Consider the following 25,552-nt stretch of genomic DNA (forward strand, 5'->3'; position numbering starts at 1 on the left):
GCGGCGCGGCTGACGCGGGCGGGGCGGGCGCGATTGACGAGTGGCGTCCGTGGGTACTGGGTTGTCTGCAGGGGTCTGCGCCGACCTCGGGCCACGCGGCTGCGAAGCCGGCGGGACCCGGTGTCCCGGCTGGTCGGAGCGGTCCTGCTGCTCGCGGGGCGGCAACGGACGGGCACCGGTGGTCTTGGCGACGACGTCCGAAACGCTGATCCCGCCCTGGTCCTCCATCGACCGGCGCCGTCCGGGCCGGGGCCGCGCGGGACCGTCGAGGCGGCGACCGGTTCCCGGGCTGTCGAGCTCGTCCGGCACTCGGTCTCCTTTCGCGCGTTCGAAGGGGGTGGCTTCGACTTGGCCGTCTTCCCCCGCAGGAGGTGATCGTTCCCGCCGAGGTTTTCGTTATCGTACGGATACCCCCCGTTCGTGACGACACCCTCCCGGAATTTTCTTCACCTTGAGTCGACGAACGGCCGGTGTGCGTCGACAAACGGGTGATACCCCTTGTCGGCGGACGGAGTAATGCGGGCTTTGCGTTACTCAGAGTGGGTCATTAACTGTGTCGTTTGCGCGTCGCGATAGACGACTTTGTTGCGGCCCGCGCGTTTTGCCGCATAAAGCAGAACGTCCGCGCTGCGCAGCTGGCGCTCCGGCGATGGCGGTGTCCCGGACTCGTGCGCCAGGCCGGCGCTGATGGTCACCCGCAGCCCCGGCTGCAGTTCTGACCAGGGATGACGGGCCACGCGCACCCGGGCGTCCTCGACGACGCGCACCGCGCGCCGGGCGTCGATCCCGGGCAGCCACAGGACGAACTCCTCGCCGCCGTAGCGCGCGCAGAAGCCGCCGGGCGGAAGATTCTGCTGGAGCAGATCGGCGACCCGGCGCAGGACGCGGTCGCCGACGAGGTGACCGTACGTGTCGTTGACGCTCTTGAAGCGGTCGAGATCGATCAGGGCGAGCGCCAGCGGCGGACGATCGGTGAACGGTCCGTACAACCGCTCGTCGAGATAGCGGCGGTTGTAACTCGACGTCAGCGCGTCACGGAGATTGCCGTCGCGGGCGATGTCCAGCGCGGACCGCAGGTGCTGGTAGGCGCGCCGCCAGTCGCCCTGGGTGGCGAAGAGGTCGGCGATGGCCTCGTGCAGGCGGAGCAGGTCCGGCGGCTGCGGGCCGGCTGTCCGGCCCGGCGTGCCCTCGCTCTCGGCGACCATCCCCACCTCCACCACCCCATGGTTGTCGTCGTGGGGGCGGTTGCCCTTGAGGTACCGGTGCGGACGAAGATGAATTTCGCTCAAACGGGACTGCTGCAGTTACGCTCCGGAGTCTTCGGTTCAGAGTCCGGAGAACGGTTCGATGCCCTTGAGCTGGGCATATTGGTCCTTCGCCCAGTAACTCACATTAGCTGTCGCATCGTTCAACAACTCTGTGTAGTCGAGCCAGGGAATCCAGCGCCAGTCGCCGACCTCCTCCGGGTTCGGCGCGGGCTCGACGTCGGCCCACGCGGCGAACACCGGGCAGAACTCGTTCTCGACGATCCCCTGGAACGGCGGCGTCCGGTAGCGGTACTTCGGCAGCACGCAGTGCAACCCGGACAGCGACGGCAAGCCGAGCTCGTAGTCCGCGCGGCGCAGAACGGCGTCCTCGAGGGATTCGCCGGGTGCGGGGTGGCCGCAGACGCTGTTGGTCCAGACCCCCGGCCAGACCTTCTTGTGGAGGGCGCGCTGGGTGATCAGCAGGGCGTTGTCGCTGCGCCGCAGGACGTAGCACGAGAAGGCCAGGTGCAACCGGGTGTGCTCGTGGTGGCTGGCCAGCTTCGGGCCGGTCTCACCGGTGGGCACGCCGTCTTCGGTGACGAAGACGACCTGCTCGGTCTCGGGTTCGGTCGCGGTATCCACGTGCCCAGTGAACACGACGGGCCGTGGCGCGCCGTACCGCGAGGCGGGTGGGTTACCCGCAGTCCGCCCGGCGGGGTGACGGGCCGTCACCGCGCGTGGAGGTGCTCCACGAGCAGCGTGGTGACGGCTTCCGGAGCTTCCTCGGGCGCCCAGTGCGTGACGTCTTCAAGCATCTCGAACCTGTAAGGTCCAGTGACCCAGTTGGCGGTGTCGAGCGCGGCGGTGGAGCCGAAGGAGACGTCCTCGGTGCTCCAGACGTACAGCGTCGGCACGGCGATCTTGCCGATCTTCCCGCCCGGCCGCCCGGCCCGGTACCAGTTGAGGGCGGCGGTGAGCGCGCCCGGCTCGGACAGCCGCTGCACGTAGTCGTCGACCTTCGACGGCGACACGCGCCGCTCGAACATGTCCCGCAGCGCGCGGGCGTCGTTCTCCAGCATCCGCCGCTCGGTGACGCGGGTCTGCCGCCACTCCGTCATGTACCGGGTCCGCAGGTGCTGGTCCTCGTCGGTCTTCATGGCGTCGGCGAGCGCGGCGGGGTGCGGCGTGGAGACGACGGCGAGGCTCCGCAGCCGTTCCGGGTGCGCATCGGCGGTCCACCAGGCCACGGCGCCACCCCAGTCGTGCCCGACGAGGTCGAACTGGGGCCACCCCAGCGCTTCGGTGATGGCGACGACGTCCCCGACGAGGTGATCGATGGAGTAGTCGCTCGCCTGCTCGGGCCGCACGTCCGGCGAGTAACCCCGCTGATCCGGCGCGACGGCCCGGAAGCCGAGCACCCCGAGGGTGGCGACCTGGTGCTCCCACTCGATCGCGGCTTCGGGAAAGCCGTGCAGCAACAGCACGGGCCGCCCGTCCTCGGGCCCGGCGGCGATGGCGTCGAAGGAGCCGGCCTCGGTGGGGATGCTGATGTGGTCGATCACGGAGGCGAATCTACTTCGCGAGCACCTCCTCCGTGGTGGCGACCTGCACCAGCGGGCCGTACAGCCTCATGATGTCCAGCGCCTTCGCGTGGCTCTCGTCGTCCGCGCCCGCGCAGGCGTCCGAGGCCACGGTGACTGCGACGCCCGCGTCGGCTGCTGCCAGGGCTGTGGACAGCACGCAGCAGTCTGTCGAGACGCCCGCCAGCACCAGGCCCGCGCCACCGACGCGGGTCGCCATGCGGGGGTTCCACTTGCCGAACGTGGTCGCGTCCACTGTGGATAATGGCTGGAACGTGCCGACCACCTGGTACAGCGGGGCGTCCGGTGGTTGCAGGGCGAACGGCCACTGTTCGTAGTACCGCTTCCACGCTCCTTCCGGGCGTGCGGGGGCGACGAATCTCGTGAACACCACGTCGTTGCCGAACGCCGTCACCAGGCGGTGGATCGGAGGGACCACCTCGGCGAAGCGTGGGGTGAACCACGGGCTTGCCGGGTCGGCGAACACGTTCTGCAGGTCGATGACCGCCAGGATTCTCCTCACGCCGCCTCCTGTTCGCGGACCCGCCGCCGCGTCAGCAATGTCACCAGGAATCCGAGGGCCAGTGCCAGCAGGACGCCGAGGTTCGCGAAGGCCCAGGCGCCTTCGCGGCCGCCCAGTCCGAACGGTTCCAGGAGGTAGCCCTGCCACTTCAGCCACTCCGCGGAAGTGTTCGTCACCAGGCCCCAGCCGAGCGCCGTCGCCACCAGGACCAGGGCGATCGGGCCGAGCCGGACGTCGCCGTAGCGGCCGGCCGGGTCGAACAGCTCGCGCTCGGCGTAGTTGCCTCGGCGCAGCAGGACGTCCGCGAGCATCACGCCGCACCACGCCGCCACCGGGACGCCCAGCGTCACCAGGAAACCCTGGAACTGGCCGAGGAACTCGCCGCCGAAGAAGACGATGTAGATCGTGCCGAGGATCATGATCACACCGTCGACCAGCGCCGCCGCCGGGCGGGGGATGCGCAGGCCTGCCGAGAGCAGCGCCAGGCCCGATGAATAGATGTCCAGCACCGCGCCGCCGACCAGGCCGAGCACCGCGACGATCGCGAACGGCACCAGGAACCACAGCGGCAGCAACGTCGTCAGCGCGCCGATCGGGTCCGCCGCGATCGCCTTGTTCAGGTCCGGCGACGAGCCGGCCAGCAGCAGCCCGAACACCAGCAGCACCACCGGCGCCACCGACGCGCCGAACGTCGTCCAGCCGACCACGCCCCGGCTCGACGACGACCGCGGCAGGTAGCGCGAGTAGTCCGCGGCCGCGTTGACCCAGCCGAGGCCGAAGCCGGTCATCAGGAACACCAGCGCGCCCACCCACTGCTGCGCCGAGCCGGACGGCAGCGCGCTCACCGCCGCCCAGTGCACGTCACCGGCCACAAGGACCACGTACACGACCGTGAGCACGCCGGTGATCCAGGTGATCCACGTCTGCAGCCGCATGATCGCGTCGAAGCCGAGCACGCCGGCGGCGACGGTCAGCGCCGCCACCACGACGAGCGCGACCACCTTCGTCGGCGTCCCGCCGCCCCAGCCGAGGCGTTCGAACACCGTTGCCGTGGCCAGTGTCGCCAGCGCCGCGAGCACGGTTTCCCAGCCGACCGTCAGCAGCCACGAGATCGCCGACGGCAGCCGGTTGCCGCGCACGCCGAACGCCGCCCGCGAGAGCAGCATGGTCGGCGCCGACCCGCGTTTGCCCGCGATGGCGATGAACCCGCACAGCAGGAACGAGAACAGGATGCCGACGACGCCGGCGACCAGCGCCTGCCCGAACGAGATGCCGAAGCCGAGGGTGAACGAGCCGTAGCTCAGCCCCAGCACCGACACGTTCGCGCCGAACCACGGCCAGAACAGCTGCCGCGGGCGCCCGCGCCGCTCGGCGTCGTCGATCACGTCGAGGCCGTTGGTCTCCACCTCGAGCCTGCGGGTACCGGTCATCGCATGGCCTCCACCAGTCGGTCGATCTCTTCCCGCCCCGGCGCGGTCGCCGGGCCGCGCCGGGTCACCGAAAGCGCGGCCGCCGCGTTCGCGCGCACGGCGGCGTCGAGGACGGTACTGCCGCGCAACAGCTCCGCGGCCAGCACGCCGCAGTGCGTGTCGCCGGCGCCGGTGGTGTCCACGACGTCGACCGGAAACCCGGGCACGTCGGTGATCCGGCCGTTTTCGTGGACACGACAGCCTTTCGCGCCCTCGCGGACGACGGCGACGGGCGGCAGCTCGCCCAGCACCTCGGCTTCGCGGGCGGTGCAACTCAGTATGTCTACTGTGGACAGCAAGTCATGAAGGTCTCCAGGGTTGATGTCACCGATGAGCGGGCCAGGATCGAACAGGATCCTCGAGCCGGGAAGACGGGGCAGCCACTCGACGAGGGCCCCGCGATTGATCTCGTGCAACCAACTGTATCCGCTCACGTACACGACGTCGTCATTCTTTGGGGTGATCCGGTCGAGCAGTTCCGCGCTCAGCCGCCCTTCGGCGCCGGTGCCGGTCGCAAAGGTGCGCTCGCCGGTCGCGTCCACCAACACGACGACGACACCAGTGTCCATTTCGGACGTTGGTTCGTGGGCCAGTGCAATGCCTTCGGCCGCGAGGGCGGCACGCGCGAGATCGCCGAAGCCGCCGATTCCGTGGCTGCCCGCGTAAAGCACGCGCGCCCCGGAACGCGCGGCGGCCGCCATGACGTTGAAACCGCCGCCGGGCAACAGATTCGTCGATGAAGCGAGGACGTCACCGCCGGGTGGTGGCAAGGCCGGTACCGTCATGACGAGATCGACGACGACCTGCCCGGTGTGCACCAGCCGCCCGGTCATCGGCGGCGCAGCTTCAGCAGTTCGTCGACCAGCGGCCCGAATTCGAGCCGGTTGACGGCGAGCACGGTCTCGACGACGTCGGGGCGGAACGCGCCGACACCGTGCGTGGCGCCGAGCATCGCCCCGCAGATCGCGGCGACGGTGTCGGTGTCGCCGCCCAGCCCGGCGGCCAGCCGCAACGCCGACGGCGGGTCGTCGCCCATGGCCTCGGCCAGCGCGAACGCGGCCACCACGGACTCCTGCGAAGCGACCGACGTGCCGATGACCCGCGCGACCGCGTCGGCGACGGCGGCCGGGGCCATGCCCCGCACCCAGCCGCGCGCCCAGCGGATCCGGGCGGCGATCTCGCCGCCGGGTGTCCAGTGCCCGCGTTCCCCGCCGACGACGGCGGCGCGCTCGCCCGCGTCGAGCGCTTCGGCCAGGCTAGCGCCGTCGACCCCGGCGGAGACGGCGGCCGCGACCGCGGCGGCGGACGCGATGCCCAGGCTGGTGTTGTGCGTGACCCGCGCGGTAGCGACGACGGCGTCGACCAGCCGGTGCAGGTCGTCCGACGGCGTCGCGATGCCGACCGGGGTGACCCGCATGGCGGCGCCGTTGGTGGTGCCGGTGCGGCCGGCTTCGTCGGCCGGGACGCCGTCCTGGAGCCGGGCGAGCGCGCGTTTGGTGGACGGCCCGAGCAGGTCCGCGGAGCCGCGGCGGACCATGTCGGCCTCCCAGATCAGCAGCGCGTCGGCGAAGACGTGCGGCTCGACGACGCCGCGGCCGTCGATGAGCAGCCGGGCCAGCAGGACGGCCTGCTCGGTGTCGTCGGTGACCGAGCCGGCGGGCATCGACGGCGCGATCGGCTGTTCGGCGGCGGCGGTGAGCAGGCCGGTGACCGGCCCGTAGGTGGCGGCGATGGCGGCGCGCGACATCGACTGCGTCGGCATGCCGAGCGCGTCGCCGACGGCCAGCCCGGTGAACGCGCCGAGCGCCCGGTCCCGCGCGGTCATCGGTGTCCGAAGGTGAGGTGGAACTGGAACCGGTCCGGGTCCAGCAGGCTGACGACGCGTTCGACGAGCCGTCCTTCGATGTCGACCGAGGTGCGCTCGGCGCGGAGGAAGAGCTCGCCGATCGAACGGCCGAGGACTTCGGCGGCGCAGGCGTCGAGGCGTTCGGTGCTGATCCACTGGTCGCCGCCGACGGAGATCCGCCCGGCGGCTTCGAGGGTCTTGGTCAGGGAGCCGTCCTGCAGGCCGGTCACGGGGAGGTCGGCGAGCGGGCCGGCGGCGGGCACGGTGGCGGTTTCGAGCGAGATCCCGCGGTCGTGCTCCCGCCGCAACCGCCGCACGGCGACGTAGGCCCGCTCGCCGAATTCCTCTTCGAGCGCGACGTCTTCGACGGTCTCGATGCCGAGCACTTCGGTGGTGACCGGCGCACCGGCGTCGGCGAGGGCGCGGGCCCAGCCGATCCGCTGGTCGAGCTGGACGCCGTCGAAGGTGACGAACGAACCGACCCCGGCCTGGGTGGAGATGAGCTCGAGCTGCTGGAGCTCGGACAGCGCGCTGCGGACGGTGCCGCGGCTGACCTGGTACTGCAGGGCGAGCTGGTGCTCGCCGGGCAGGCGTTCGCCGTGGGCGAGGCGCCCGGAGCGGATCAGGTCGGTGAGGTCACCGACCAGCTGCTGCCGCTTGCTGTACATGTCCACACCTGTACACCCGGCGTTGTCGCAGGTCAAGCCGCCACGAGTGAGCGAGCCTGAGCCTCGGCGGCGATCATCTTGCCCGCCTTCTCGGCGACCTTGCCGGAGACGACCATGATCACCGCGAAGGCGACCGCGAAGATGGTGGTGCTGAGCCACACCATGGTCGAGACGGGCAGCGTGAACGCGCCGACGATGCGAACCGCGCTCTCCAGCGCGAAGCCGATCCCCCAGATTACGCTGCAGCGCCGCAGGATGGCGTTGAAGGTGTGGTTGCCGCCGAGACGTTCCCACGCCGCTTCGTTTTCGGCCTTGCCGCGGGTCAGGAAGGGCCGCATGGTCTTGGTCATGATCGGGGCCGCGGTGAAGGCCGAGGCGAGGATGACCAGGCCGGTGATGCCGCTGCCGAGCGAGTCCTTGGCGATCATCATCCGGGCGTCGCCGGTGACGAAGGTGAGCAGCATGCCGACGACGTTCGTGACCAGGACGACCAGGGCGAGGCTGTTGATCGTGCGGTCCTTGGCGAACTGGAAGAGCGTCCGGGCCAGCGGGAAGACACCGGAGGCGGCGAGTGCGGCGAAGTCGCTCGCGCCGAGCGAGTGGAGCGCGTAGTAGGCGCCGATCGGGACGGCGATGTCGATCGCGAGGGTCTTGAGGAGGGCGCTTCCCGGCTGGTTCGTCGTCATGGGATGAGCTTGTCGCGGCGAGGACTTCGGGAGGGATGCCGTCCGCCACGACTTCGACCTGACAGATGTCACGACCTCACGATTCGGGCGGCTGCGTCGTCTACAAGGCATGACGACGTTTTTGCGCGGCACGATCGCGCTGCAGACGCTGGTGGTCTTCCTCGCGCCGGTCACCGCCGGGCTGCTGCTGACCACCCCGAATGGCCATGTCCTGCACAGCGCTTCGGCGTACACGGTGTGGGTTGTCGCCGTGGTGCAGGTCGTGGCCGCGGTCCTGGTGTGGCGGCCGGGCGGGGGCTCGCCGGGGATGATCGTCTACGCGGTCGTGTTCCTGGGGCTCGTGACCGCGCAGGTGGTCCTCGGGATCGCGCACGTCAAAACCGTGCACGTCCCGCTGGGGGTCTTGCTGTTCGGCCTGAGCCTGGTGCAGCTCAGCCGCCCGAGTGCATATCTTCCGCTTCGGGGACGCAGTCGTCGTCCGGATCGTCGAGCCAGCCATGTGGCAGCGTGACCTTGCCCGGGGAGCCCTGGCGCCCGCGCGGCCCGGTGGCGGCCTCCGGGAAGGGTGCGTCGTGGTCGAGCTGGGCGATCAGGTCGTCGAGCTGGTCCATCGACGAGAGCATCGCGAAGCCGCGGCGGAGTTCGGAGCCGACCGGGAAGCCCATCAGGTACCAGGCCATGTGCTTGCGGATGTCGCGCATCGCCTTGTCGTGGCCGTCGTGCTCGATGAGCAGCTCGGTGTGGCGGCGGAGCACCGCCGCGACCTCGCCGAGGTTGGGCGGGGTCGGCTGCGGGCGGCCCTGGAACGCCGCTTCGAGCTCGCCGAACAGCCACGGCCGGCCGAGGCAGCCGCGGCCGACGACCACGCCGTCGCAACCGGTCTCGTCGACCATGCGCAGGGCGTCGGCGGCGGAGAAGATGTCGCCGTTGCCGAGCACCGGGATGCTGGTCACGGCCTCCTTCAAGGCGGCGATCTTCGTCCAGTCGGCCTGGCCGGAGTAGCGCTGCGCGGCGGTGCGGGCGTGCAGGCTGACGGCGGCCGCGCCCTCGGCTTCGGCGATGCGGCCGGCGTCGAGGAAGGTGTGGTGGTCGTCGTCGATGCCGATGCGGAACTTCACCGTGAACGGCGTGTCCCCGGCGGCCTTCACGGACTCGCGGACGATGGCTTCGAACAGCTTCCGCTTGAACGGCAGCGCGGCCCCGCCGCCCTTGCGCGTCACCTTCGCGACGGGGCAGCCGAAGTTGGAGTCGACGTGGTCGGCGAGGCCCTCGCCGACGATGATCCGGACGGCCTCGGCCATGGTCTTGGGGTCCACCCCGTAGAGCTGCATGGACCTGGGCTTTTCGTGTTCGCCGAAGGTCATCATGTGCATGGTCCCGGGGTGCCGTTCGACGACGGCGCGGGCGGTGATCATCTCGCACACGTAGATGCCGGCGCCGTACTCCTGGCACAGCTGCCGGAAGGCGACGTTGGTGATGCCGGCCATGGGCGCGAGCACGACCGGCGGATCGACCTCGTAGGGGCCGATCTTCAAGGCGGGCTTGCTCAGGGTGGCGGTCACGCCCTCCATTGTCGCCTGTGGTGTCGATCACGGCGACCAGGGGGCGGCTGGCTCCGCCAGCGCGCCCGCGCGGTGATCGACTCGTACTTCGGCCGGGCATAGGGTTCGGCGTATGACGAACGCGCCTCTCCGCTGGGGGATCATGGGCACCGGCGGGATTGCCGGTGCCTTCGCCGAGGACCTGCAGCTCACCGAGTCCGGCGTGGTCGCCGCGGTCGGATCGCGCTCGGCCGGGAGCGCCGAGCGGTTTGCCGACAAGCTCAGCATCCCTACCCGCCACAGCAGCTACGAAGCCCTCGCGAACGATCCGGACGTCGACGTCGTCTACGTCGCCACGCCGCATCCGATGCACCACGCCAACGCCCGCCTTGCTCTCGAAGCCGGGAAGCCCGTGCTCGTCGAGAAGCCGTTCACGATGAACGCCGATGAGGCGCGCGATCTCGTCGAGCTGGCGCGGGCCAAGCACCTCTTCCTGATGGAAGCCATGTGGACGCGCTTCCTGCCGCACATCCGGCACGTCCGCGAGCTCCTGCCGCGCCTCGGGGACATCGTCACCGTCGCCGCCGATCATGGGCAGTGGTTTGCCGAAGATCCCGCCTTCCGGCTGTTCGCTCCCGAACTCGGCGGAGGTGCCCTGCTCGACCTGGGGATCTACCCCGTGTCCTTCGCTTCGATGGTCCTCGGCGCGCCCGAGCGGGTGGCCGCGATGGCGACGCCCGCTTTCACCGGTGTCGATGCCCAGATGTCGATGTTGTTCGGCTACGCGAGCGGGGCGCAAGCCGTCTTGACCTGCACCTTGAGTGCCGTTTCGCCGACCACCGCGTCGATCGTCGGCACGGAGGCGCGGATCGAGATCGACGGGCCCTTCTACGCTCCCGCCTCCTTCACCTTCATCCCGCGTGAAGGCGAACGGAGCCGCTTCGAATACGTCGATGAGGGCCGTGGCCTGCGGCACCAGGCCGACGACGTGGCGCTCCGGCTGGCCGCCGGGGAGACCGAGAGCCCGCTCATGCCGCTGGCCGAGACCGTCTCGATCATGACGACCATGGACGAGGTGCTGGCCGCGACCAGGACGTGACCCGGGATTGAGTAGTGCTACGGATCCGCAGGTGGACGCCGTGCGTGACCCTGTCCGGTATGACCACCGAAGCAGATGTGCTCCTCCGGCTCGCCGGCGAGATCGACGACCTGGGGCGTCGTCTCGCGCTGGTGGGTTCCGAACTGCGGACCGTCCGGGCCGAAGAGCGCCGGGACGCCGAAGAGTCCGAGCAAGCCGCCCAGCCGGAGCCGGCGCCGCAAGCACAGCCGCAGCCCCAGCCTGAGCCGCAACCCCAGCCGCAACCCCAGCCGCAACCCCAGCCGCAACCCCAGCCTCAGCCTCGGCCGATGCGGCCCGAGTCGGTCCCGTGGCCGCAGTACCAGTGGCAGCCGCCACCCCAGCAGCAGTACGTCCCGCCTCGGCAGCAGTACGTCCCGCCGCAGCAGCACTACACCCCGCCGTCGCCCTACTTGCCCGTTCCGCGGCAGACGCTGGGCGAGAAGCTCGGCAAGGAGGGCGCCGGCAGCCGCGTGCTCGCCTGGGTCGGTGGGGCCGTGACGCTGCTCGGCGTCGTCCTGCTGCTCGTGCTCGCCGTGCAGCGGGGCTGGCTCGGGCCGCTGCCGCGGGTGCTCGTCGGCGCCGGGTTCGGGCTCGCGCTGACCGGCACCGGCGTGTGGCTGCACCGCAAGCCCGCCGGCCGCACCGGGGCCTTCGCGCTGGCCGCCACCGGGATCGCCACGCTCTACCTGGACGTCGTCGCCGCGACGTCGCTGTACGAGTTCCTGCCGGTGCTCGCCGGGCTCGCCGCCGGGCTGGCGGTCGCCGTCGGCGGGCTGCTGGTGGCCGTGCGCTGGGCGTCGCGGCTGCTGGCCTCCGCCGTCGTCGTCGGCTGTGTCGTGTGCGCGCCGATGATCGTCGGCGGGTTCACCCCGGAACTGGTCACCTTCCTGCTGATGGTCCAGCTCGCGACGGCGCCGGTGCAGCTGCGCCGCGACTGGTCGTCGCTCACGCTCGCCGCCGGTATCCCGCCGCTGCTCGCCTCCGTGATCAGCACGGCGTGGCTCGGCGGGGGCGGCAGCTGGGCCAACACCGCCGCGGCCGGCGGCGCCGGGCTCACGGGCGTCGTGCTCGCGCTGATCGTGCTGCGCCGTCGCGAGAACGACCCCGCGGCGCTCGCGCTGCTGGCCACCGCTGTGCTTCCGGCGCTTGTCGCCGCGTTGCTGCTCCCGAAGGCGCAGGCGGTGCCGATCACGGCCGGGGCCGGCGTCCTGCTGCTCGCCGTCTGGGCGGCGCGCCGCTGGTGGCCCGGGTTCGCCGGGCAGGTCGCCGGGCTGGCCGGGCTGGTCGCGATCCTGCAGGCGACGGTCACCCAGTTCGACGGCCCGGCCCGCGCCGGGGTGCTGCTCGCCGAGGCCTTGCTGCTGGTCGTGGCCGCGGTCGGCGGGCGCAACCGGGGCACGCTCGCCGCCGCGCTCGGGTTCGCGGCGATCGGCGGGCTGCTCGGCGTGGTCTTCGACGTCACGCCCGCGCTGCTGATCGTGCCCCGCCCCCACCCGGCCGCCGAGCTGACCGGCGCGCTCGTGGTCGCCGCGCTGATCCTCGCCGTGTCGGTCGCGCTGCCGTGGGCGGCGGCGCGGCTGGCAGTGTTCCGCGGTCCGGCCGACGACCTGCCGATCTGGCTGCTCGCCGGGGTTGCGGCGCTCTACGGCGCCGCCGGGGTGGTGCTCTGCGGGGCGCTGCTGGCCGTCCCCGGCCGGACGGGGTTCCTCCTCGGCCACGCGCTGATCACCGTGTCCTGGACGATCGCGGCGCTCGTGCTGCTCCTGCGCGGCATCGAGGTCGCCGCGCTGCGGGTGACCGGGTTGATCCTGGTCGGCGCGGCCGTGCTCAAGCTGGTGCTGTTCGACCTCGCCGCACTCGACGGCCTGGCCAGGGTCGGCGCGTTCCTCGGTGCGGGCCTGGTGTTGCTGGCGGCCGGGACGCGGTACGCGCGGCGGGTGGCGTCGCGCTAGCGCACCAAGTCCTTTTCGGACGGTCGCACGCCGGGAGTTCGTGGGAAAGTCACGGATTTCCCGGCGTGTGGCCGCTCCGGTGTCCGGTTATTGTGCCTGTGTGCCCGAACACACCGGCGAAACCCGCAACGAGAAGCTGCAGCGCAACCTCGGCGAGCTGCTTCAGGAACTGCGGGTCGCGCAGGCCGGGGTGCAGATCCTCTTCGGCTTCCTGCTGTCGGTCGTGTTCACCGACCGGTTCCACGACGCCAGCGGGTTCGAGAAGTCGCTGCACCTGTCCGCGGTGGCGCTCGCGGTGGCGGCCACGGCCCTGCTGACCGCGCCCGCGGCGTGGCACCGGCTGCTGTTCCGCACCGGCAGCCGGGAGCGGATCCTGACCGTCGGCAACCGGCTCGTCCTGGTGGGACTGGTCTGCCTGGCCCTGGCGATCACGTCGACGGTCGCGCTGATCGCCAAGGTCGTCTACGGCGGGATCGCCATGGTGATCATGGCCGTGCTCTGCCTGCTGATCTTCGGCATCCTCTGGTTCGTCATGCCGTTCCAGGTGCACCGGGACGTTCAGCCGACGGGGCCGCCCAAGTAGAGCGTGTCCTCTTGGACGAAGCAGAGCGGGTTTCCGAACGGGTCGTCGGCGTAGAAGGAACGCTCGCCCCAGAACTGCGTCTCGATCGCGTCGTCGGCCCAGCGCGGCCCGGCCGCGCGCACCCGCTCGAACGTCTCCTCGACGTCCTCGACCGCGAGGTAGACGATCCGCGGGTCGCGCTGCGGGCGCGGCTCGCGGTGCTCGGCCGGGGCCTCGACGCAGGCCAGCACCACACCACCGCAGGTGAAGTAGTGCCGGTTGACCGCGATGCGTTCGCCGGGGTCGCCGAAGACGGCGGCGTAGAACGCGACGGCGACCTCGATGTCGTCGACGGGCTGGATCAACCGGAACACCCGCGGGCCGCTCATGCGGGCACAGTACCGCTGTTCATCCCGTGTTCGGCAGCAGTTGCCGGGGTCGTCGGAAGCCGCCCGTAGCTTCCCGCCCGTGACTGACACTTCTCGCCGGACCTTCCTCCTCGGCGCCCCGGCCGTCGCCGCCGCGGCGACCCTGCCGAACGTCCTCGGCGCGCCCGCCGCCCAAGCCACCGGCCGGCACCGCCCGGACGCCGAAGATCCGCGCTTCACGCTCGTGGTCATGCCGGACACGCAGTACCTGTTCGACGAGGACCGCGGTGACGCGGCCCCGCTGGACGCCTCGCTGCGGTACGTCCTCGAAGAGCAGGACGACAACGTTGTCTTCCTCGCCCACCTCGGCGATCTCACCCAGAACGGCCGGGCGGACGAGTTCGCCCGCATCAGCCGCTCGTTCCAGGCGCTCGACCGCCGCCGGTTCCCGTACAGCACCCTCGCGGGCAACCACGACATCGACGGCTCGAAGGACGACCAGCGCGGCCCGTCGCCGTACCTCGACGCGTTCGGCCCGCAGCGCCAGCGCACCTCGCCGACGTTCAAGGGGGCGTCCAAGGACGGCTACAACACGTTCCACATCTTCCGCGGCGGCGGCCGGGAGTGGCTGCTGCTCGCCCTCGACTGGCGGCCGTCGGCGGGCGGCCTGAACTGGGCGAAGCAGGTCCTCGCCCAGTACCCGACGTTGCCGGCGATCCTGACCATCCACGAGCTGGTCTGGGCCGACGACGACCACCAGGCCCAGTTCTCGACGTTCGGCGAGCACGTCTGGCAGGACCTCGTCCAGGGCAACGACCAGATCTTCCTCACGCTCAACGGCCACTACTGGCCGACCGGGCGAACCGTCCGCAAGAACGCCGCCGGGCACGACGTCCACGTCCACATCGCGAACTACCAGGACCGCTACTACGGCGGCAGCGCGATGGTGCGGCTCTACCAGTTCGACCTCGCGCGCGGCGTGATCGACGTCCGGACGTTCTCGCCGTGGCTCGCCGCGCAGGACCACCTGAGCGAAATGCAGCAGGTAGAGGTCGAGCGCAGCGGCGCGGCCGACTACTTCAGCCTGGAGATCGACTTCGCCGAACGGTTCAAGGGCTTCGCGCCGGTGCCGGTCCCGCCCGGACGCCCGGCGAAGCAGCTGCTGATCCCGGGCACCGTCGCGTACTGGCGCTTCGAAGGCGGCCAGGACGGCAAGGCGGTGCCGGACGACGTCGTCGTGCGCGACCAGACCGGCGGCGGCAACGACCTCACGCGCGTCACCGCACCCGGCAGTGGCCCCGACGCGCTCAAGTATTCGAGCGAGTTCTCGCCGCGGCAGCCGTCGCGGGGGAGCCTGCGGTTCGACGGACAGCGTGATCCCAGCCGCGGCGCCTACCTGCGCACGGTCGACACGGCGCCGATCAACAAGCTCGAGTTCGAGCGCGGCTACACCGTCGAGGCCTTCTTCCGGCTGCCGGCGAACTTCAAGGACGGCCACCACGGCTGGTGCGGCCTGTTCGCGCGGCAGGGCAGCGGCGCGGCCGCGGGCAAGACCGGCGACGACCCGCAGGAGTCGGCGGCCACACTGTCCCTTTCGGACGGTGGCGAGCTGCAGTGGGCGGTGTACCCGCTGAACCAGAACCGGACGTCGACCAACTGGGGCCACGAGCTGCCGGTGGAGAAGTGGTGGCACGTGGCGGTGGTCAACGACGGACGGCGGACGACGATGTACGTCGACGGCTGCCCGGTGGTCCGGAACCCGGCCACGCCCGCGGTCGGGCTCGCCGATCCGGGCGGGCCGTGGCTGGTCGGTGCGTCGTCCTACGGCGGGAAGGTCGACCGCAGTTTCGCGGGGCTGCTGGGTGACGTGCGGGTGGTGGGGCGGCCGCTGAACCCGCGTGAATTCATGCTGGGCTGAGCCCCTTGACAGCGGGTGGACAATAAAAAATCGGCGTGCTCTCCGGAAACACCAGGAGCGATCGCCGAACCTGATATGAGTCTAACCGCTGTGAGGGGAACTTGTCAAACCAGGGGTACGACGAGGAATTGCGGGAAGAACGGGCCTACGTCGCCGCGCTGTACGAGCGGCTCGACCGCGAGCGCGCGGCGGCGCAGGCCCGGTACCACAGCGCACTCGGGCAAACCGAGGCGACGCCGGGAGAACGGGAGGACGACGTCCGCTGCCGGTCGCGGGAGGCGGCCCGGCTGGACGTCGCCGACAACGGTCTGTGCTTCGGCCGGTTGGACGCCCTTTCGGGCGAAACCAGCTACATCGGCCGAATCGGGCTCTTCGACGCGGAAAACGACTACGAACCGTTCCTGCTGGATTGGCGGGCCCCGGCGGCGCGGCCGTTCTACGTCGCCACCGCGGCGCGGCCGGAAAACATGCGCCGCCGCCGTCAGTTCCACACGATGGGCCGTCGCGTCCTCGATTTCACCGACGAAGTCCTGGGTCGCCCCGGGGACGCCGAACGGGGGGACGCGGCCCTGCTCGCAGCCGTCAGCGCGCCCCGCGGCGAGGGCATGCGGGACATCGTCGCGACCATCCAGGCCGAGCAGGACGAGATCATCCGCCTCGGCCACGCGGGCGTGCTGGTGGTCGAGGGCGGCCCCGGCACCGGCAAGACGGCGGTCGCCCTGCACCGGGTGGCGTACCTGCTCTACACGCGGCGCGAGCGGATGTCGCGCAGCGGCGTGCTCGTGGTCGGCCCGAGCCCGTTGTTCCTCGACCACATCGGCCGCGTGCTGCCCTCGCTCGGCGAGTCGGACGTCGTCTTCACGACCACCGGCGGGCTCGTCCCCGGGCTGCGCGTCACGGCCGAGGACCGGCCGGAGGTGGCGCGGCTCAAGGGATCGCTGGAGGTCCTCGACGTGCTGGAAGCGGCGATCGCCGACCGGCAGCAGCTGCCCGCGGAGCCGGTGCCGATCGACCTGGGTGACGTCGTCGTGGCGCTCGACGCCGACCTCGTGGCCGAGGCCCGGCTCAAAGCGCGCGAGACCGGTTTGCCGCACAACGAAGCCCGCGCGGTCTTCCGGCGGCACGCCGTCGAGCTCGTCGCCGATCGGGTCGTGGCCAAGATCGGCGAGGGCTGGCTCACCCCGGCGGACCGCATGCTGTGGGCGGACCTGCGCGCCGACGTCCTCGACGAGCTCGCGGCGCACGAAGCGCTCGGCGCCGCGCTCGACGAGCTGTGGCCGTACCTGACGCCGGAGTCGCTGCTGGCGCCGCTGTACATGTCGCCGCGCCGGCTCGAGGCCGCCGGCGCCGATCCGGTGTTGTTCCGCGCGGACGGCGCCGCCTGGACCGTGTCCGACGTGCCGTTGCTCGACGAGCTGGTCGATCTGCTCGGCCGGGACGACGCCGAGGAACGCGCGGCCGCGCGGCAGCGGGCCGAAGCAGAAGCCGAGTACGCCTCCGGCGTCATGGAGCTGATGAAGCTGGACACCGAAGAGCTCGACGAGGACGTCCAGCTGGTCGCCGAGGACCTGCTGGACGCCGAAGACCTGGCCGAGCGGTTCGTCGAGCGCGACCACCGCGACCTCGCCGAGCGGGCGGCCGCGGACCGGGACTGGACGTACGGGCACGTCGTCGTCGACGAGGCCCAGGAACTGTCCGAAATGGACTGGCGGGTGCTGATGCGGCGGTGCCCGAGCCGGTCGTTCACGGTCGTCGGCGACCTCGCCCAGCGCCGTTCGGCGGCCGGGGCAACGGCGTGGGGCCCGGTGTTCGCGCCGTACGTCGGCGACCGCTGGCTGTACCGCGAGCTGACCGTGAACTACCGGACGCCGGCGGAGATCATGACCGTCGCGGGCGCGCTGCTGGCGCGGTTCGCGCCGGACGCGCGGGCGCCGGAATCGGTGCGCGCGTGCGGGACCCGGCCGTGGTCCAGACGAGTGGCGGACGACGAGCTCGCGGACGCCATCGACGACTTCGTCCGCGACGAGGCCGGGCGAGAAGGCACCAGTGTCGTGCTCGGTCCGCCGGGTGTCCCGGGAACGATCCCGGCCGCGGCGGCCAAAGGACTGGAGTTCGACGCCGTGCTCGTGGTCGAGCCGGAGCGGATCCTGGCCGCGGGCCCGCGCGGCGCGGCCGAGCTCTACGTCGCGCTCACGCGCGCCACGCAGCGCCTCGGGGTGCTGCACCGGGATCCGCTCCCGGCGGCGCTGACCGGCCTCGCCGAGGCCGGGGTGCCCGCGAGGTCCGGGCACCGGCGATTCCTGTAGCGAGCAGGGGGTGGCGGGCGGCGGTACCCGTCATCCCCGCACCGCTAGGCCGTGAGCCGGCCCCAGGAGTAGTTCTGCTTGGCCAGCTTCAGGTACACGAACAGCTCGGTCCCGGAGACGCCCGGGATCTTGCGCACCTCTTCGCCGAGCACTTCCAGCATGTGGTCGTCGTCCCGGCAGACCAGCTCGGCCAGCAGGTCGTACCGCCCGGCGCAGAGCACGACGTAGTGCACGTTCGTCAGCTCGGACAGCTTGTCGGCGACATCGCGGGGATCGACGCCGTCGACGTTGATGCCGACCATGGCCTGGCGCGTCAGGTCCACGTTGGCGGGGTCGGTCACCGCGACGATCTGCATCAGGTCGTCGCGCAGCAGCCGCTGCACGCGCTGGCGGACTGCTCCCTCCGAAAGGCCGACCGCCTTGGCGAGCGCGGTGAACGAGGCCCGGCCGTCCTTCTGGAGCAGGTCGATCAGCGATCTGTCCGTATTGTCCAGCGCGCGCGCACGTGTTTCGTCACCCATGCCGTCCCTCCCTGTGTTTCGGCATGTGATTTGTCAAGTGCGCAGCGTATCGAGACCTGCGGAGAAAGCGAGCCCTCCGCGCCAGCTTCGCGCGATTCGACGTGCACGCCGCGCTCAGCCGAGGAATCGGTGGCCGGAGGCGAAACTGACGAGGCTTTCCGAGGCGGTTTTGTGCGCCCGCGCACAGCCGTACGTCCATCCGGGTTCGCGCCAGGTACCGTCTGGCGGCTCTCTCGTCCGAAGCAACCCCAGGAGGACCAACGCATGTCGGAGGCCGTGGCGCTCGGCGTCGCACCCGCCGTTCCCGCGAAGGGGCTGCGCGGCGGCGCGCTGGGCATGGTGTCGTCGATGGTCATCGGGATGTCGTCGACGGCGCCGGCGTACTCCATCGCGGCCACGCTGGGGCTGATCGTGCTGGCCGGCACCGGGTTCAAGGCGGCCGCGTTCGTGCTGCTGTCGTTCGTGCCGGTGCTGTTCGTCGCCTTCGCCTTCCGCGAGCTGAACACCGCGGAACCCGACTGCGGCACCAACTTCACCTGGGCCTCCCGCGCGTTCGGCCCGCACGCCGGGTGGTTCACCGGCTGGGTCGTCACGGTCGCGCAGCTGCTGGTGATGAGCAGCCAGTCCGCACTGACCGGCCGGTACACGCTTTTGCTGTTCGGCGCGTCCGGAGCCGCGGACAACCGATGGGTGACGACGGCGATCGGGGCCGCCTGGCTGCTGGCGCTGTGCTGGCTCTGCCACCGTGGCATCGAGGTGTCCGCGCGGGCGCAGTGGATCCTGCTCGGCGTGGAACTCGCCGTCCTGGTGCTCTTCTCGGTCGTCGCGCTGGTCCGCGTCTTCGACGGCACGGCCGGGCCGCAGGCGTCGCTGCCGAAGCTCGATTGGCTGTGGCCGGGCGGGGTCTCGGCCGCCACCGCGGTTTCGGCGGTGCTGCTGGCCGTGTTCATCTACTGGGGCTGGGAAAGCTCGCTATCGGTCAACGAGGAGTCGGCCGATCCGCGCCGGGCGCCGGGCCGCGCGGCGGTGCTTTCGACGGTGTTGCTGGTGCTGAACTACCTGCTCGTGACGGTCGCCGCGCTCGCCTTCGCCGGGGTGGGCAGCGAGGGAATCGGCCTGGCCAACGAGGCCAACTCCGAGGACGTCCTGGCCGGCCTGGGCGGCGCGGTGTTCGGCGACGGGACGACCGGCAAGGTCCTCGGCGTGCTGCTGATCGTGTCCGTGCTGACCAGCGGCGCGGCGACCAGCCAGGCGACGATCATGCCGGCCGCGCGCACGACGTTGTCGATGGCCAGCCACGGCGCCCTGCCGCGCGTCTTCGGGCGCGTGCACCCGCGGTTCCGGACGCCGACCGTGGCGACCTGGGCGTTCGGGCTGGTCTCGCTGGCCGTGTACGTGCTCCTGGCGCTGGTCAGCGACAACGTGCTGTCCGACTCGGTGGACGCGGTCGGCTTGACCATCGCGATCGAATACACGATGACGGCGCTGGCGTGCGTCTGGGTGTTCCGCCGGACGCTGTTCGCGAGCGTGCGCAACTTCGTGCTGCGCGGGCTGCTGCCGTTCGCCGGCGGCGTGTTCTTCCTGGCCGTGCTGGTGTTCGCGCTGATCGAGTACGCGCGGCCGGACGCGGGCGAGACGACGGTGTTCGGCATCGGCGGTGTCGCGGTGATCGGCGTGGTGTCGATCGTGCTCGGGGTGCCGCTGATGTTCGCGGTGCACCGGGCCTGCCGGGAGTTCTTCGCCGGCCGCCGCCTGCCGCGCGGGGTCGTGCCGCGCGGCGGCGACAGCATCGTCACCCCAGATCACGCCGGCTGAGGTCCTCCTCAGTCTCGCGGCGCACCAGCAGCGTCGCGACGCCGTCGCGGACGCCGACCAGTGGCGGGCGGCCGACCTGGTTGTAGTTCGACGCCAGCGAGTGGTGGTACGCGCCGGTGCACGGGACGGCCAGGAGGTCGCCGACGTGCAGGTCGGCGGGCAGGTTGATGCCGTCAGCGAGGACGTCCCCGGCTTCGCAGTGCCTGCCGACCACGGTCATCGGCACGCGCTGCGCCTTCGACCGCCGTCCCACCAGGCGTGTGGTGTAGCGGGCGCCGTAGAGGGACGGGCGCGCGTTGTCGCTCATGCCGCCGTCGACCGCGACGAACGTGCGGCTGCCGCGTTTGACCGCGCAGACCCGGTAGACCGTGATCCCGGCCGGCCCGACGAGCGCCCGGCCGGGCTCGATCGTCAGGCGGGGCAGCGGAAAGCCGTGCGCCGCGCATTCGTACGCCAGTGCCACCCGCAGGCGCCGCGAGTAGCCGCCGAGGTCGAACGCGGGCTCGCCGCCGACGTACGGGACCGCGTGCCCGCCGCCGAGATCCAGCTCCCGCGGCGTGACGCCGTGGGTGTCGCGGATCCGGACGAGCACCTCGGCCATCCGCCGCGCGGCCGCCTCGTACCGGTCGACCCTGGTCACCTGGGAGCCGATGTGGCAGTGCAGGCCTTGGAGCCGCAACCCGGGTTGTCGCTTCACGGCTTCGACGGCGGCGTCGACGTTGTCGGGGACGCCGTCGAGGAGCGAGAAGCCGAACTTCTGGCCTTCGGTGCCGGTGCTGATGGCCGCGTGGGCCCCGGCCGCAACACCCGGCGTCACTCGGATCATCACCTGCTGAGCGCCGTGGGCGAGCGCGCCGAGCTGCTCGATCTCGTCGAGCGAGTCGACCACGATCCGCCGGACGCCGTAGCTGAGCGCCGCCTTCAGGTCTTCGGGCGTCTTCGCGTTGCCGTGCAGCAGCATGCGCTCCGCGGGGAAGCCGACCGAGCGTGCGACGGCGATTTCGCCGGCGGAGCAGGTGTCGAGCGACAACCCCGCTTCGGCGATCCAGCGCAGTACGGCCCGCGTACAGAGCGCCTTGCTCGCGTACGCGACTTCGACGTCCGGCAGCGCTTCGCGGTACTCACGGGCGGTGTCGCGGACCTGCTGCTCGTCGATGAGGTACGACGGCGTCCCGAAGCGGGCGGCGAGGTGGCTGACCGGCGCGCCGGCGAAGAGCAGCTCGCCGTCCTCGCCGATTCGGGTGCTTCGCGGCCAGACTCCTGGCTCGAGGTGATCGGCGGCTTCGCAGCCGAGGCTGGGAAGAAGCTCGCTGAGCGTCACGGGTGCCTCCGGGCATCACGGCGGATCGGACCCCGCCAGGACACCCCCGCGACCGGGCCCGGAGATCACCCGTGAATGCCGTCCTGACGGCTGTGGGTTGTCCGCTTACTCCTTATTAACGCCCCAGTAACTTGCGTCACCTAGGAGAGGCCCCACGACGACAGCAGCCCGGAAAGGTGCTCCCGTTCGGCTCCGGTCAGCAGCCGGCTCGGGGGCCGGATGTCCGGACGGCACAGGCCGAGCTGGGCCAGGGCGTCCTTGACCACGCTGACGTTGTTGGCGTTCCCGTTGGCGGCGCGGAGCTCCTCGAACGGCCGGATCCGCTCCCAGACCGCCATCGCCGCCGGATAGTCCGCTGTGGACAGTGCGTGGAACATCTCCAGCGAGATCGCCGGGTCGACGTTCACCAGCCCGGAGGTGAAGCCGGTCGCGCCGACGGCGAAGTAGCCGGGCGCGGAGAGCTCCGCCAGGCCGGCGATCCATACGAACCGGTCGAAGCCCGCGTCCCGGGCGACCGAGCCGAACCGCACCGGGTCCGGGACCGCGTACTTCACGCCGATGACGTTCGGCGCCGCCTCCCCGAGCGCACCCAGCTGCTCGCCGGCGATCGCGGGGTTGCGGACGTAGAGCACGACGCCGAGTTCCGGCACCGCCGCGGCGATCGCCGCGTGGTAGTCGACCCAGCCGTCGCCGGAGATGTACGGGTGCACGGGCTGGTGGATCATGATCATGTCCGCGCCCGCCTCCCGCGCGTGGATCGCGGACCGCGTCGCCGACGCGACGTCGTGCCCGACGCCGGCGAGCACGCTCGCCCGGCCGGCCGCGGCCTCGACGGTGACCTCCAGGCACTGCCGCGCTTCGCCCGCATCGAGCGCGTAGAACTCACCGGTGTTGCCGTTCGGCGTCACGACCTCGATGCCGCCGGTGATCAGCCGGTCCACCAGCTTCGCGTACGTCTGGCCGTCGACGGCGCCCTCGGCGTCGAACGGCGTGACCGGGATGGCCACCACCCCGGAAAGCCGCCGCCTCTGCTCCTCGAACGTCATCGGGCCCCCTTCGGATCGCCGGTCTCGGTGGTGCGTGCGCCGGACAGCCCGAAGGCGATCCGGTCGATGAAATCGGTGATGTGCTTGCGCAGCAGGTGTTCGGTCTGCCGGGTGTTGCCGCTCTCGGCGGCGTTCAGGATCGCCCGGTGCTCGGCCGCTTCGCCCTGCCAGGTGGGGCTGATGCCCCAGCCCGTGACGGTGATCAGCGCGGCTTGGTCGCGCAGCCCGTCGAGGACCTCGACCAGCAGCGGGTTCCCGCACCCGGCGTAGAGCGCGCGGTGGAACAGGCGGTTGGCCAGGCTGGCCTTCGCGCGGTCACCGGCCGCCGCGCCGGTCTCGACCCCGGCCAGCACCTGCCGCGCGTCCGCGAAGTCCGCGCCGCGCTCGACGGCCCGCCGGACGGCTTCGGGCTCCAGCAGTGCGCGCAGGTCGTAGACCGCGCACGCGCTTTCGGCGTCCATGACCCGGACCGCGGCGCCCTTGTACGTGCTCATCGTGACCAAACCGGAACCGGCCAGGCTCCGCAGTGCCTCGCGCACGGGCGTCTTCGACACCCCGAGCAGGGCGCCGACCTCGGCTTCGACGAGCGTTTCGCCCGGCCCGAACTCCCCGCTCAAGATCGCTTCCTTGATCGCGTCACGCACGAAATCCGTCCGCGAGACGGGCGGCGGCGGCCTTCGGGCCGAAGAAGTGCTCGCCACTGGCATGTCCGATCTGATATACGATGCGACATACAACATTATCACGGACCTAGGGAGCAGCCATGCAGCGTTGCACCGGCTTCCGATTCCGACGAGTGTTGCTGGCGGTGGGTCTCGCGGCCGGTCTGGCGGCCTGCGGCGCGCCCGGCGGCGACGGCGGCCAGGCGGCAGATCCCCAGGCCGTGCCGGACAAGCCGAGCAAGCCGGTCGAGCTCAACATCCTCGACGTCGCGGGCAACCTGCAGCTCACCAAGCAGATGATCGAGAACTTCAAGGCCGCGCACCCGGACGTGCTCGCGAAGGTCACCTATTCGACGGCACCCGCGCCGAGCATGGCGGGCAAGCTGAAGGCCGAGCAGGACGGCGGCGTCGCCCAGACCCACCTGGTGCTGAGCGGGACCGACGGTCTCTCCGCCGGCATCGCGAACGGCACCCTGGCGAAGGTCCTCCCGGACTTCTCGGGCCGGTTCCCGAACCTGATGCAGAACTACCTCGAGCCCGCGGCCAAGATGCAGGAGCTGGCCAACGGCTACGGCATCGAGGTCGTCTACTACCCGTCGGGCCCGCTCCTGGAGTTCAACCCCGGCGCGGTGCCCGCCGCCCCGGCGTCGCCGCAGGAGCTGCTCGACTGGGCGAAGGCGCACCCGGAGAAGTTCCAGTACGCCCAGCCGTCGAACTCCGGCCCGGGCCGGACGTTCCTGATGGGCCTGCCGTACCTGCTCGGCGACAAGGACCCGAAGGACCCGGACCAGGGCTGGGACAAGACCTGGGCGTTCCTGCAGGAGCTCGGCAAGTACGTGAAGTACTACCCGTCGGGCACCACGGAGACGATGAAGAACCTCGCCTCCGGCTCGGTAGACATGATCATGTCGACCACCGGCTGGGACATCAACCCGCGCAAGCTCGGCACGGTGCCCAACACGGTCAAGACGGCGATCATGCAGCCGATGCACTGGGTCACCGACGCCCAGTACGCCCTCATCCCCAAGGGCCTTTCGCCCGACCAGGAGTCGGCGATCCTGCAGCTGATCGCGTGGATGCTCAAGCCGGACCAGCAGGCGATCGCCTACGACGACGGGTACTTCTACCCCGGCCCGGCGGTCAAGGACGTCACCCTGCAGATGGCGCCGCAGAAGAGCCAGGACACTCTTCGGCAGTTCGGCCGCCCGGAGTACGAGCAGTGGATCGCGCAGTACCCCAAGGAGACCTCGCTGCCCGCCGAGCAGCAGGTGAAGGCGTTCGACAAGTGGAACCAGCTGGTCGGCGGCTCGAAGGTCGGTAAGAAGTGACGTTCGGGCAGCTGCGGCTGGACGGCGTCTCGCGCAGCTTCGGCACCGCGAACGCCCTGCGTGGCCTCGACCTCGCCATCACGCGCGGCGAGTTCGTGGCCCTGCTCGGCCCGTCCGGCTGCGGCAAGTCGACAGCGCTGAACTGCCTGGCCGGCCTGCTGCCCCTGACGGCGGGCAGCATCTGGCTCGACGACACCCGCATCGACGGGCAGCCGCCGGAGCAGCGCGGGTTCGGGATGGTGTTCCAGAACTACGCGCTGTTCCCGCACCTGTCCGTCCGCGCCAACGTCGGCTTCGGCCTCAAGATGCGCAAGGTCGGCCGCGCCGAGGCCCGCCGGCGCGTCGACGAAGCGCTCCGCCTGGTGCAGCTCACCGAGCACGCGGCGAAGTTCCCCGCGCAGCTCTCCGGTGGGCAGCAGCAGCGCGTCGCCATCGCCCGCGCCGTGGTCCTGGAGCCGCCGGTCGTCCTGATGGACGAGCCGCTGTCCAACCTGGACGCCAAGCTCCGGCTCGAGATGCGGATGGAGATCCGCCGCCTCCACCAGACGCTCGGCCTGACCACGGTGTACGTCACCCACGACCAGGAGGAGGCCCTGTCACTGGCCGACCGCCTGGTGGTGCTGCGCGAGGGCTCGGTGCAGCAAATCGGCACGCCGGAGGAGGTCTACGCCCAGCCGGTGAACAGTTATGTCGCCTCCTTCATGGGCTACCGCAACCTCCTGGACGTGACGGTGACGTCCGCGGCGCCCTCGTCGGTCACCGTGGAGGGCGCGGGTGTCCGCCTCACCGGCCGCGGCACGCTCACGGAGGGCCCGGCGAAGGTGGCGATCCGCCCGGAGGACTTCGTCGTCGGCGACGGCACGGAGAACGCCCTCGACGTCACGGTCGAGATCGTCGAGTACCACGGCCGCGAGCTGTCCGTCTCGGCCCGGCTCGAGAGCGGTGTGCCGGTCTACTTCCGCACCGACAAGCGCCTCGCTCCGGGAGACCCGGTCAGGATCGGCGTCCCCGCCGAGCGGGTCCTGGTGTTCGCGCCATGAGCCCGGCGAGGATCGCTGCCGCCCGCGTCGCGG

The 25,552-nt window shown here is 71.1% G+C and carries 24 protein-coding genes and 1 pseudogene; 9 read left to right on the top strand and 16 right to left on the bottom strand.

Annotated features, from left to right (window positions below; all coding sequences use genetic code 11):
- The 10 genes and pseudogenes from IE317_RS44780 to IE317_RS34460 form a co-directional block, all read right to left on the bottom strand.
- Nucleotides 1–309: pseudogene (locus IE317_RS44780) on the bottom strand (LCP family protein); the annotation flags it as partial.
- Between the two features lie 221 nt (nt 310–530).
- Entirely contained in the window at nt 531–1,205 is a 675-nt protein-coding gene (locus IE317_RS34420) for a GGDEF domain-containing protein (RefSeq protein WP_191315622.1), read from the bottom strand.
- A gap of 120 nt (nt 1,206–1,325) precedes the next feature.
- Entirely contained in the window at nt 1,326–1,889 is a 564-nt protein-coding gene (idi, locus tag IE317_RS34425) for an isopentenyl-diphosphate Delta-isomerase (RefSeq protein WP_191315552.1), read from the bottom strand.
- 86 nt (nt 1,890–1,975) lie between these two features.
- Entirely contained in the window at nt 1,976–2,809 is an 834-nt protein-coding gene (locus IE317_RS34430) for an alpha/beta fold hydrolase (RefSeq protein WP_191315553.1), read from the bottom strand.
- A gap of 10 nt (nt 2,810–2,819) precedes the next feature.
- Nucleotides 2,820–3,350 carry a cysteine hydrolase family protein gene (locus IE317_RS34435; protein ID WP_191315554.1) on the bottom strand — a complete coding sequence of 177 codons (531 nt, stop codon included), beginning with the start codon at nt 3,348–3,350 and terminating at the stop codon, nt 2,820–2,822.
- Complete coding sequence (locus tag IE317_RS34440) at nt 3,347–4,780, bottom strand: purine-cytosine permease family protein (protein ID WP_191315555.1); 1,434 nt, start codon at nt 4,778–4,780, stop codon at nt 3,347–3,349. The genes IE317_RS34435 and IE317_RS34440 overlap by 4 nt, the downstream gene beginning before the upstream one ends.
- Nucleotides 4,777–5,652: a PfkB family carbohydrate kinase gene (locus IE317_RS34445; RefSeq protein ID WP_191315556.1), complete on the bottom strand. Its 876-nt coding sequence runs from the start codon at nt 5,650–5,652 to the stop codon at nt 4,777–4,779. Before IE317_RS34445 ends, IE317_RS34440 begins: the two co-directional genes overlap by 4 nt.
- Nucleotides 5,649–6,644, bottom strand: coding sequence for an ADP-ribosylglycohydrolase family protein (locus IE317_RS34450; RefSeq protein ID WP_191315557.1), 996 nt, complete (start codon nt 6,642–6,644; stop codon nt 5,649–5,651). The genes IE317_RS34445 and IE317_RS34450 overlap by 4 nt, the downstream gene beginning before the upstream one ends.
- Nucleotides 6,641–7,333 (bottom strand): GntR family transcriptional regulator, encoded by a 693-nt coding sequence (locus IE317_RS34455; protein ID WP_191315558.1) that lies wholly within the window; start codon nt 7,331–7,333, stop codon nt 6,641–6,643. The genes IE317_RS34450 and IE317_RS34455 overlap by 4 nt, the downstream gene beginning before the upstream one ends.
- Nucleotides 7,334–7,365: 32 nt before the next feature.
- Nucleotides 7,366–8,019 carry a VC0807 family protein gene (locus tag IE317_RS34460; RefSeq protein ID WP_191315559.1) on the bottom strand — a complete coding sequence of 218 codons (654 nt, stop codon included), beginning with the start codon at nt 8,017–8,019 and terminating at the stop codon, nt 7,366–7,368.
- A 109-nt stretch (nt 8,020–8,128) separates the two neighbouring features.
- Between IE317_RS34460 and IE317_RS34465 the strand changes: the two genes are divergently transcribed.
- On the top strand, nt 8,129–8,530 hold the full coding sequence (locus IE317_RS34465) for a hypothetical protein (protein WP_191315560.1): 402 nt from the start codon (nt 8,129–8,131) through the stop codon (nt 8,528–8,530).
- Here the strand turns inward: IE317_RS34465 and dusB are convergent.
- Entirely contained in the window at nt 8,451–9,590 is a 1,140-nt protein-coding gene (gene dusB / locus IE317_RS34470) for a tRNA dihydrouridine synthase DusB (RefSeq protein WP_191315561.1), read from the bottom strand. The two genes, IE317_RS34465 and dusB, sit on opposite strands and share 80 nt — an antisense overlap.
- A gap of 103 nt (nt 9,591–9,693) precedes the next feature.
- Between dusB and IE317_RS34475 the strand changes: the two genes are divergently transcribed.
- The 3 genes from IE317_RS34475 to IE317_RS34485 all read left to right on the top strand — a co-directional run bounded on the left by IE317_RS34475 (nt 9,694) and on the right by IE317_RS34485 (nt 13,215).
- Nucleotides 9,694–10,659, top strand: a complete 966-nt coding sequence (locus IE317_RS34475) for a Gfo/Idh/MocA family protein (protein WP_191315562.1) — start codon at nt 9,694–9,696, stop codon at nt 10,657–10,659.
- A 59-nt stretch (nt 10,660–10,718) separates the two neighbouring features.
- A complete protein-coding gene (locus IE317_RS34480) occupies nt 10,719–12,632 on the top strand; it encodes a DUF2339 domain-containing protein (protein WP_229903054.1) in 1,914 nt (637 codons plus the stop codon).
- 100 nt (nt 12,633–12,732) lie between these two features.
- Complete coding sequence (locus IE317_RS34485) at nt 12,733–13,215, top strand: DUF6328 family protein (protein WP_191315564.1); 483 nt, start codon at nt 12,733–12,735, stop codon at nt 13,213–13,215.
- Here the strand turns inward: IE317_RS34485 and IE317_RS34490 are convergent.
- Nucleotides 13,191–13,583, bottom strand: a complete 393-nt coding sequence (locus IE317_RS34490) for a VOC family protein (RefSeq protein WP_191315565.1) — start codon at nt 13,581–13,583, stop codon at nt 13,191–13,193. The two genes, IE317_RS34485 and IE317_RS34490, sit on opposite strands and share 25 nt — an antisense overlap.
- Nucleotides 13,584–13,662: 79 nt before the next feature.
- Here IE317_RS34490 and IE317_RS34495 point away from each other — a divergent pair, with 79 nt between their 5' ends.
- Both IE317_RS34495 and helR read left to right on the top strand, forming a co-directional pair.
- Entirely contained in the window at nt 13,663–15,480 is a 1,818-nt protein-coding gene (locus IE317_RS34495) for a LamG-like jellyroll fold domain-containing protein (RefSeq protein ID WP_191315566.1), read from the top strand.
- A gap of 101 nt (nt 15,481–15,581) precedes the next feature.
- The gene (gene helR / locus IE317_RS34500) at nt 15,582–17,786 is read left to right on the top strand and encodes an RNA polymerase recycling motor ATPase HelR (RefSeq protein ID WP_268246937.1); all 2,205 of its coding nucleotides are present in this window, start codon (nt 15,582–15,584) and stop codon (nt 17,784–17,786) included.
- 44 nt (nt 17,787–17,830) lie between these two features.
- Here helR and IE317_RS34505 read toward each other — a convergent pair whose 3' ends face one another.
- Nucleotides 17,831–18,307, bottom strand: a complete 477-nt coding sequence (locus IE317_RS34505) for an Lrp/AsnC family transcriptional regulator (protein ID WP_191315568.1) — start codon at nt 18,305–18,307, stop codon at nt 17,831–17,833.
- Between the two features lie 264 nt (nt 18,308–18,571).
- On the opposite strand from IE317_RS34505, the gene IE317_RS34510 reads away from it, so the two are divergent.
- Nucleotides 18,572–20,122 carry an APC family permease gene (locus IE317_RS34510; protein ID WP_191315569.1) on the top strand — a complete coding sequence of 517 codons (1,551 nt, stop codon included), beginning with the start codon at nt 18,572–18,574 and terminating at the stop codon, nt 20,120–20,122.
- Here IE317_RS34510 and lysA read toward each other — a convergent pair.
- The 3 genes from lysA to IE317_RS34525 all read right to left on the bottom strand — a co-directional run bounded on the left by lysA (nt 20,100) and on the right by IE317_RS34525 (nt 23,190).
- Entirely contained in the window at nt 20,100–21,443 is a 1,344-nt protein-coding gene (lysA, locus tag IE317_RS34515) for a diaminopimelate decarboxylase (RefSeq protein WP_191315570.1), read from the bottom strand. The genes IE317_RS34510 and lysA overlap by 23 nt on opposite strands.
- Nucleotides 21,444–21,583: 140 nt before the next feature.
- Nucleotides 21,584–22,489 carry a dihydrodipicolinate synthase family protein gene (locus IE317_RS34520; RefSeq protein WP_191315571.1) on the bottom strand — a complete coding sequence of 302 codons (906 nt, stop codon included), beginning with the start codon at nt 22,487–22,489 and terminating at the stop codon, nt 21,584–21,586.
- Nucleotides 22,486–23,190, bottom strand: a complete 705-nt coding sequence (locus IE317_RS34525) for a GntR family transcriptional regulator (protein WP_191315623.1) — start codon at nt 23,188–23,190, stop codon at nt 22,486–22,488. The genes IE317_RS34520 and IE317_RS34525 overlap by 4 nt, the downstream gene beginning before the upstream one ends.
- Before the next feature lie 95 nt (nt 23,191–23,285).
- Between IE317_RS34525 and IE317_RS34530 the strand changes: the two genes are divergently transcribed.
- Together IE317_RS34530 and IE317_RS34535 are read left to right on the top strand one after the other, a co-directional pair.
- Nucleotides 23,286–24,479, top strand: a complete 1,194-nt coding sequence (locus IE317_RS34530; RefSeq protein WP_191315572.1) for an extracellular solute-binding protein — start codon at nt 23,286–23,288, stop codon at nt 24,477–24,479.
- Complete coding sequence (locus tag IE317_RS34535) at nt 24,476–25,519, top strand: ABC transporter ATP-binding protein (protein ID WP_191315573.1); 1,044 nt, start codon at nt 24,476–24,478, stop codon at nt 25,517–25,519. Before IE317_RS34530 ends, IE317_RS34535 begins: the two co-directional genes overlap by 4 nt.
- Nucleotides 25,520–25,552 lie beyond the last annotated feature (33 nt).

The organism is Amycolatopsis bullii (genome assembly GCF_014654205.1).
Taxonomy (GTDB): Bacteria; Actinomycetota; Actinomycetes; order Mycobacteriales; family Pseudonocardiaceae; genus Amycolatopsis; species Amycolatopsis plumensis.

What these genes read in the sequence shown, in the direction of transcription:
- IE317_RS34420 (WP_191315622.1), bottom strand. Translation starts at nt 1,205, where the DNA reads ATGGTCGCCGAGAGCGAGGGCACGCCGGGCCGGACAGCCGGCCCGCAG.
- IE317_RS34440 (WP_191315555.1), bottom strand. Translation starts at nt 4,780, where the DNA reads ATGACCGGTACCCGCAGGCTCGAGGTGGAGACCAACGGCCTCGACGTG.
- IE317_RS34445 (WP_191315556.1), bottom strand. Translation starts at nt 5,652, where the DNA reads ATGACCGGGCGGCTGGTGCACACCGGGCAGGTCGTCGTCGATCTCGTC.
- IE317_RS34450 (WP_191315557.1), bottom strand. Translation starts at nt 6,644, where the DNA reads ATGACCGCGCGGGACCGGGCGCTCGGCGCGTTCACCGGGCTGGCCGTC.
- IE317_RS34455 (WP_191315558.1), bottom strand. Translation starts at nt 7,333, where the DNA reads ATGTACAGCAAGCGGCAGCAGCTGGTCGGTGACCTCACCGACCTGATC.
- IE317_RS34460 (WP_191315559.1), bottom strand. Translation starts at nt 8,019, where the DNA reads ATGACGACGAACCAGCCGGGAAGCGCCCTCCTCAAGACCCTCGCGATC.
- IE317_RS34465 (WP_191315560.1), top strand. Translation starts at nt 8,129, where the DNA reads ATGACGACGTTTTTGCGCGGCACGATCGCGCTGCAGACGCTGGTGGTC.
- dusB (WP_191315561.1), bottom strand. Translation starts at nt 9,590, where the DNA reads ATGGAGGGCGTGACCGCCACCCTGAGCAAGCCCGCCTTGAAGATCGGC.
- IE317_RS34475 (WP_191315562.1), top strand. Translation starts at nt 9,694, where the DNA reads ATGACGAACGCGCCTCTCCGCTGGGGGATCATGGGCACCGGCGGGATT.
- IE317_RS34480 (WP_229903054.1), top strand. Translation starts at nt 10,719, where the DNA reads ATGACCACCGAAGCAGATGTGCTCCTCCGGCTCGCCGGCGAGATCGAC.
- IE317_RS34490 (WP_191315565.1), bottom strand. Translation starts at nt 13,583, where the DNA reads ATGAGCGGCCCGCGGGTGTTCCGGTTGATCCAGCCCGTCGACGACATC.
- IE317_RS34505 (WP_191315568.1), bottom strand. Translation starts at nt 18,307, where the DNA reads ATGGGTGACGAAACACGTGCGCGCGCGCTGGACAATACGGACAGATCG.
- IE317_RS34510 (WP_191315569.1), top strand. Translation starts at nt 18,572, where the DNA reads ATGTCGGAGGCCGTGGCGCTCGGCGTCGCACCCGCCGTTCCCGCGAAG.
- IE317_RS34520 (WP_191315571.1), bottom strand. Translation starts at nt 22,489, where the DNA reads ATGACGTTCGAGGAGCAGAGGCGGCGGCTTTCCGGGGTGGTGGCCATC.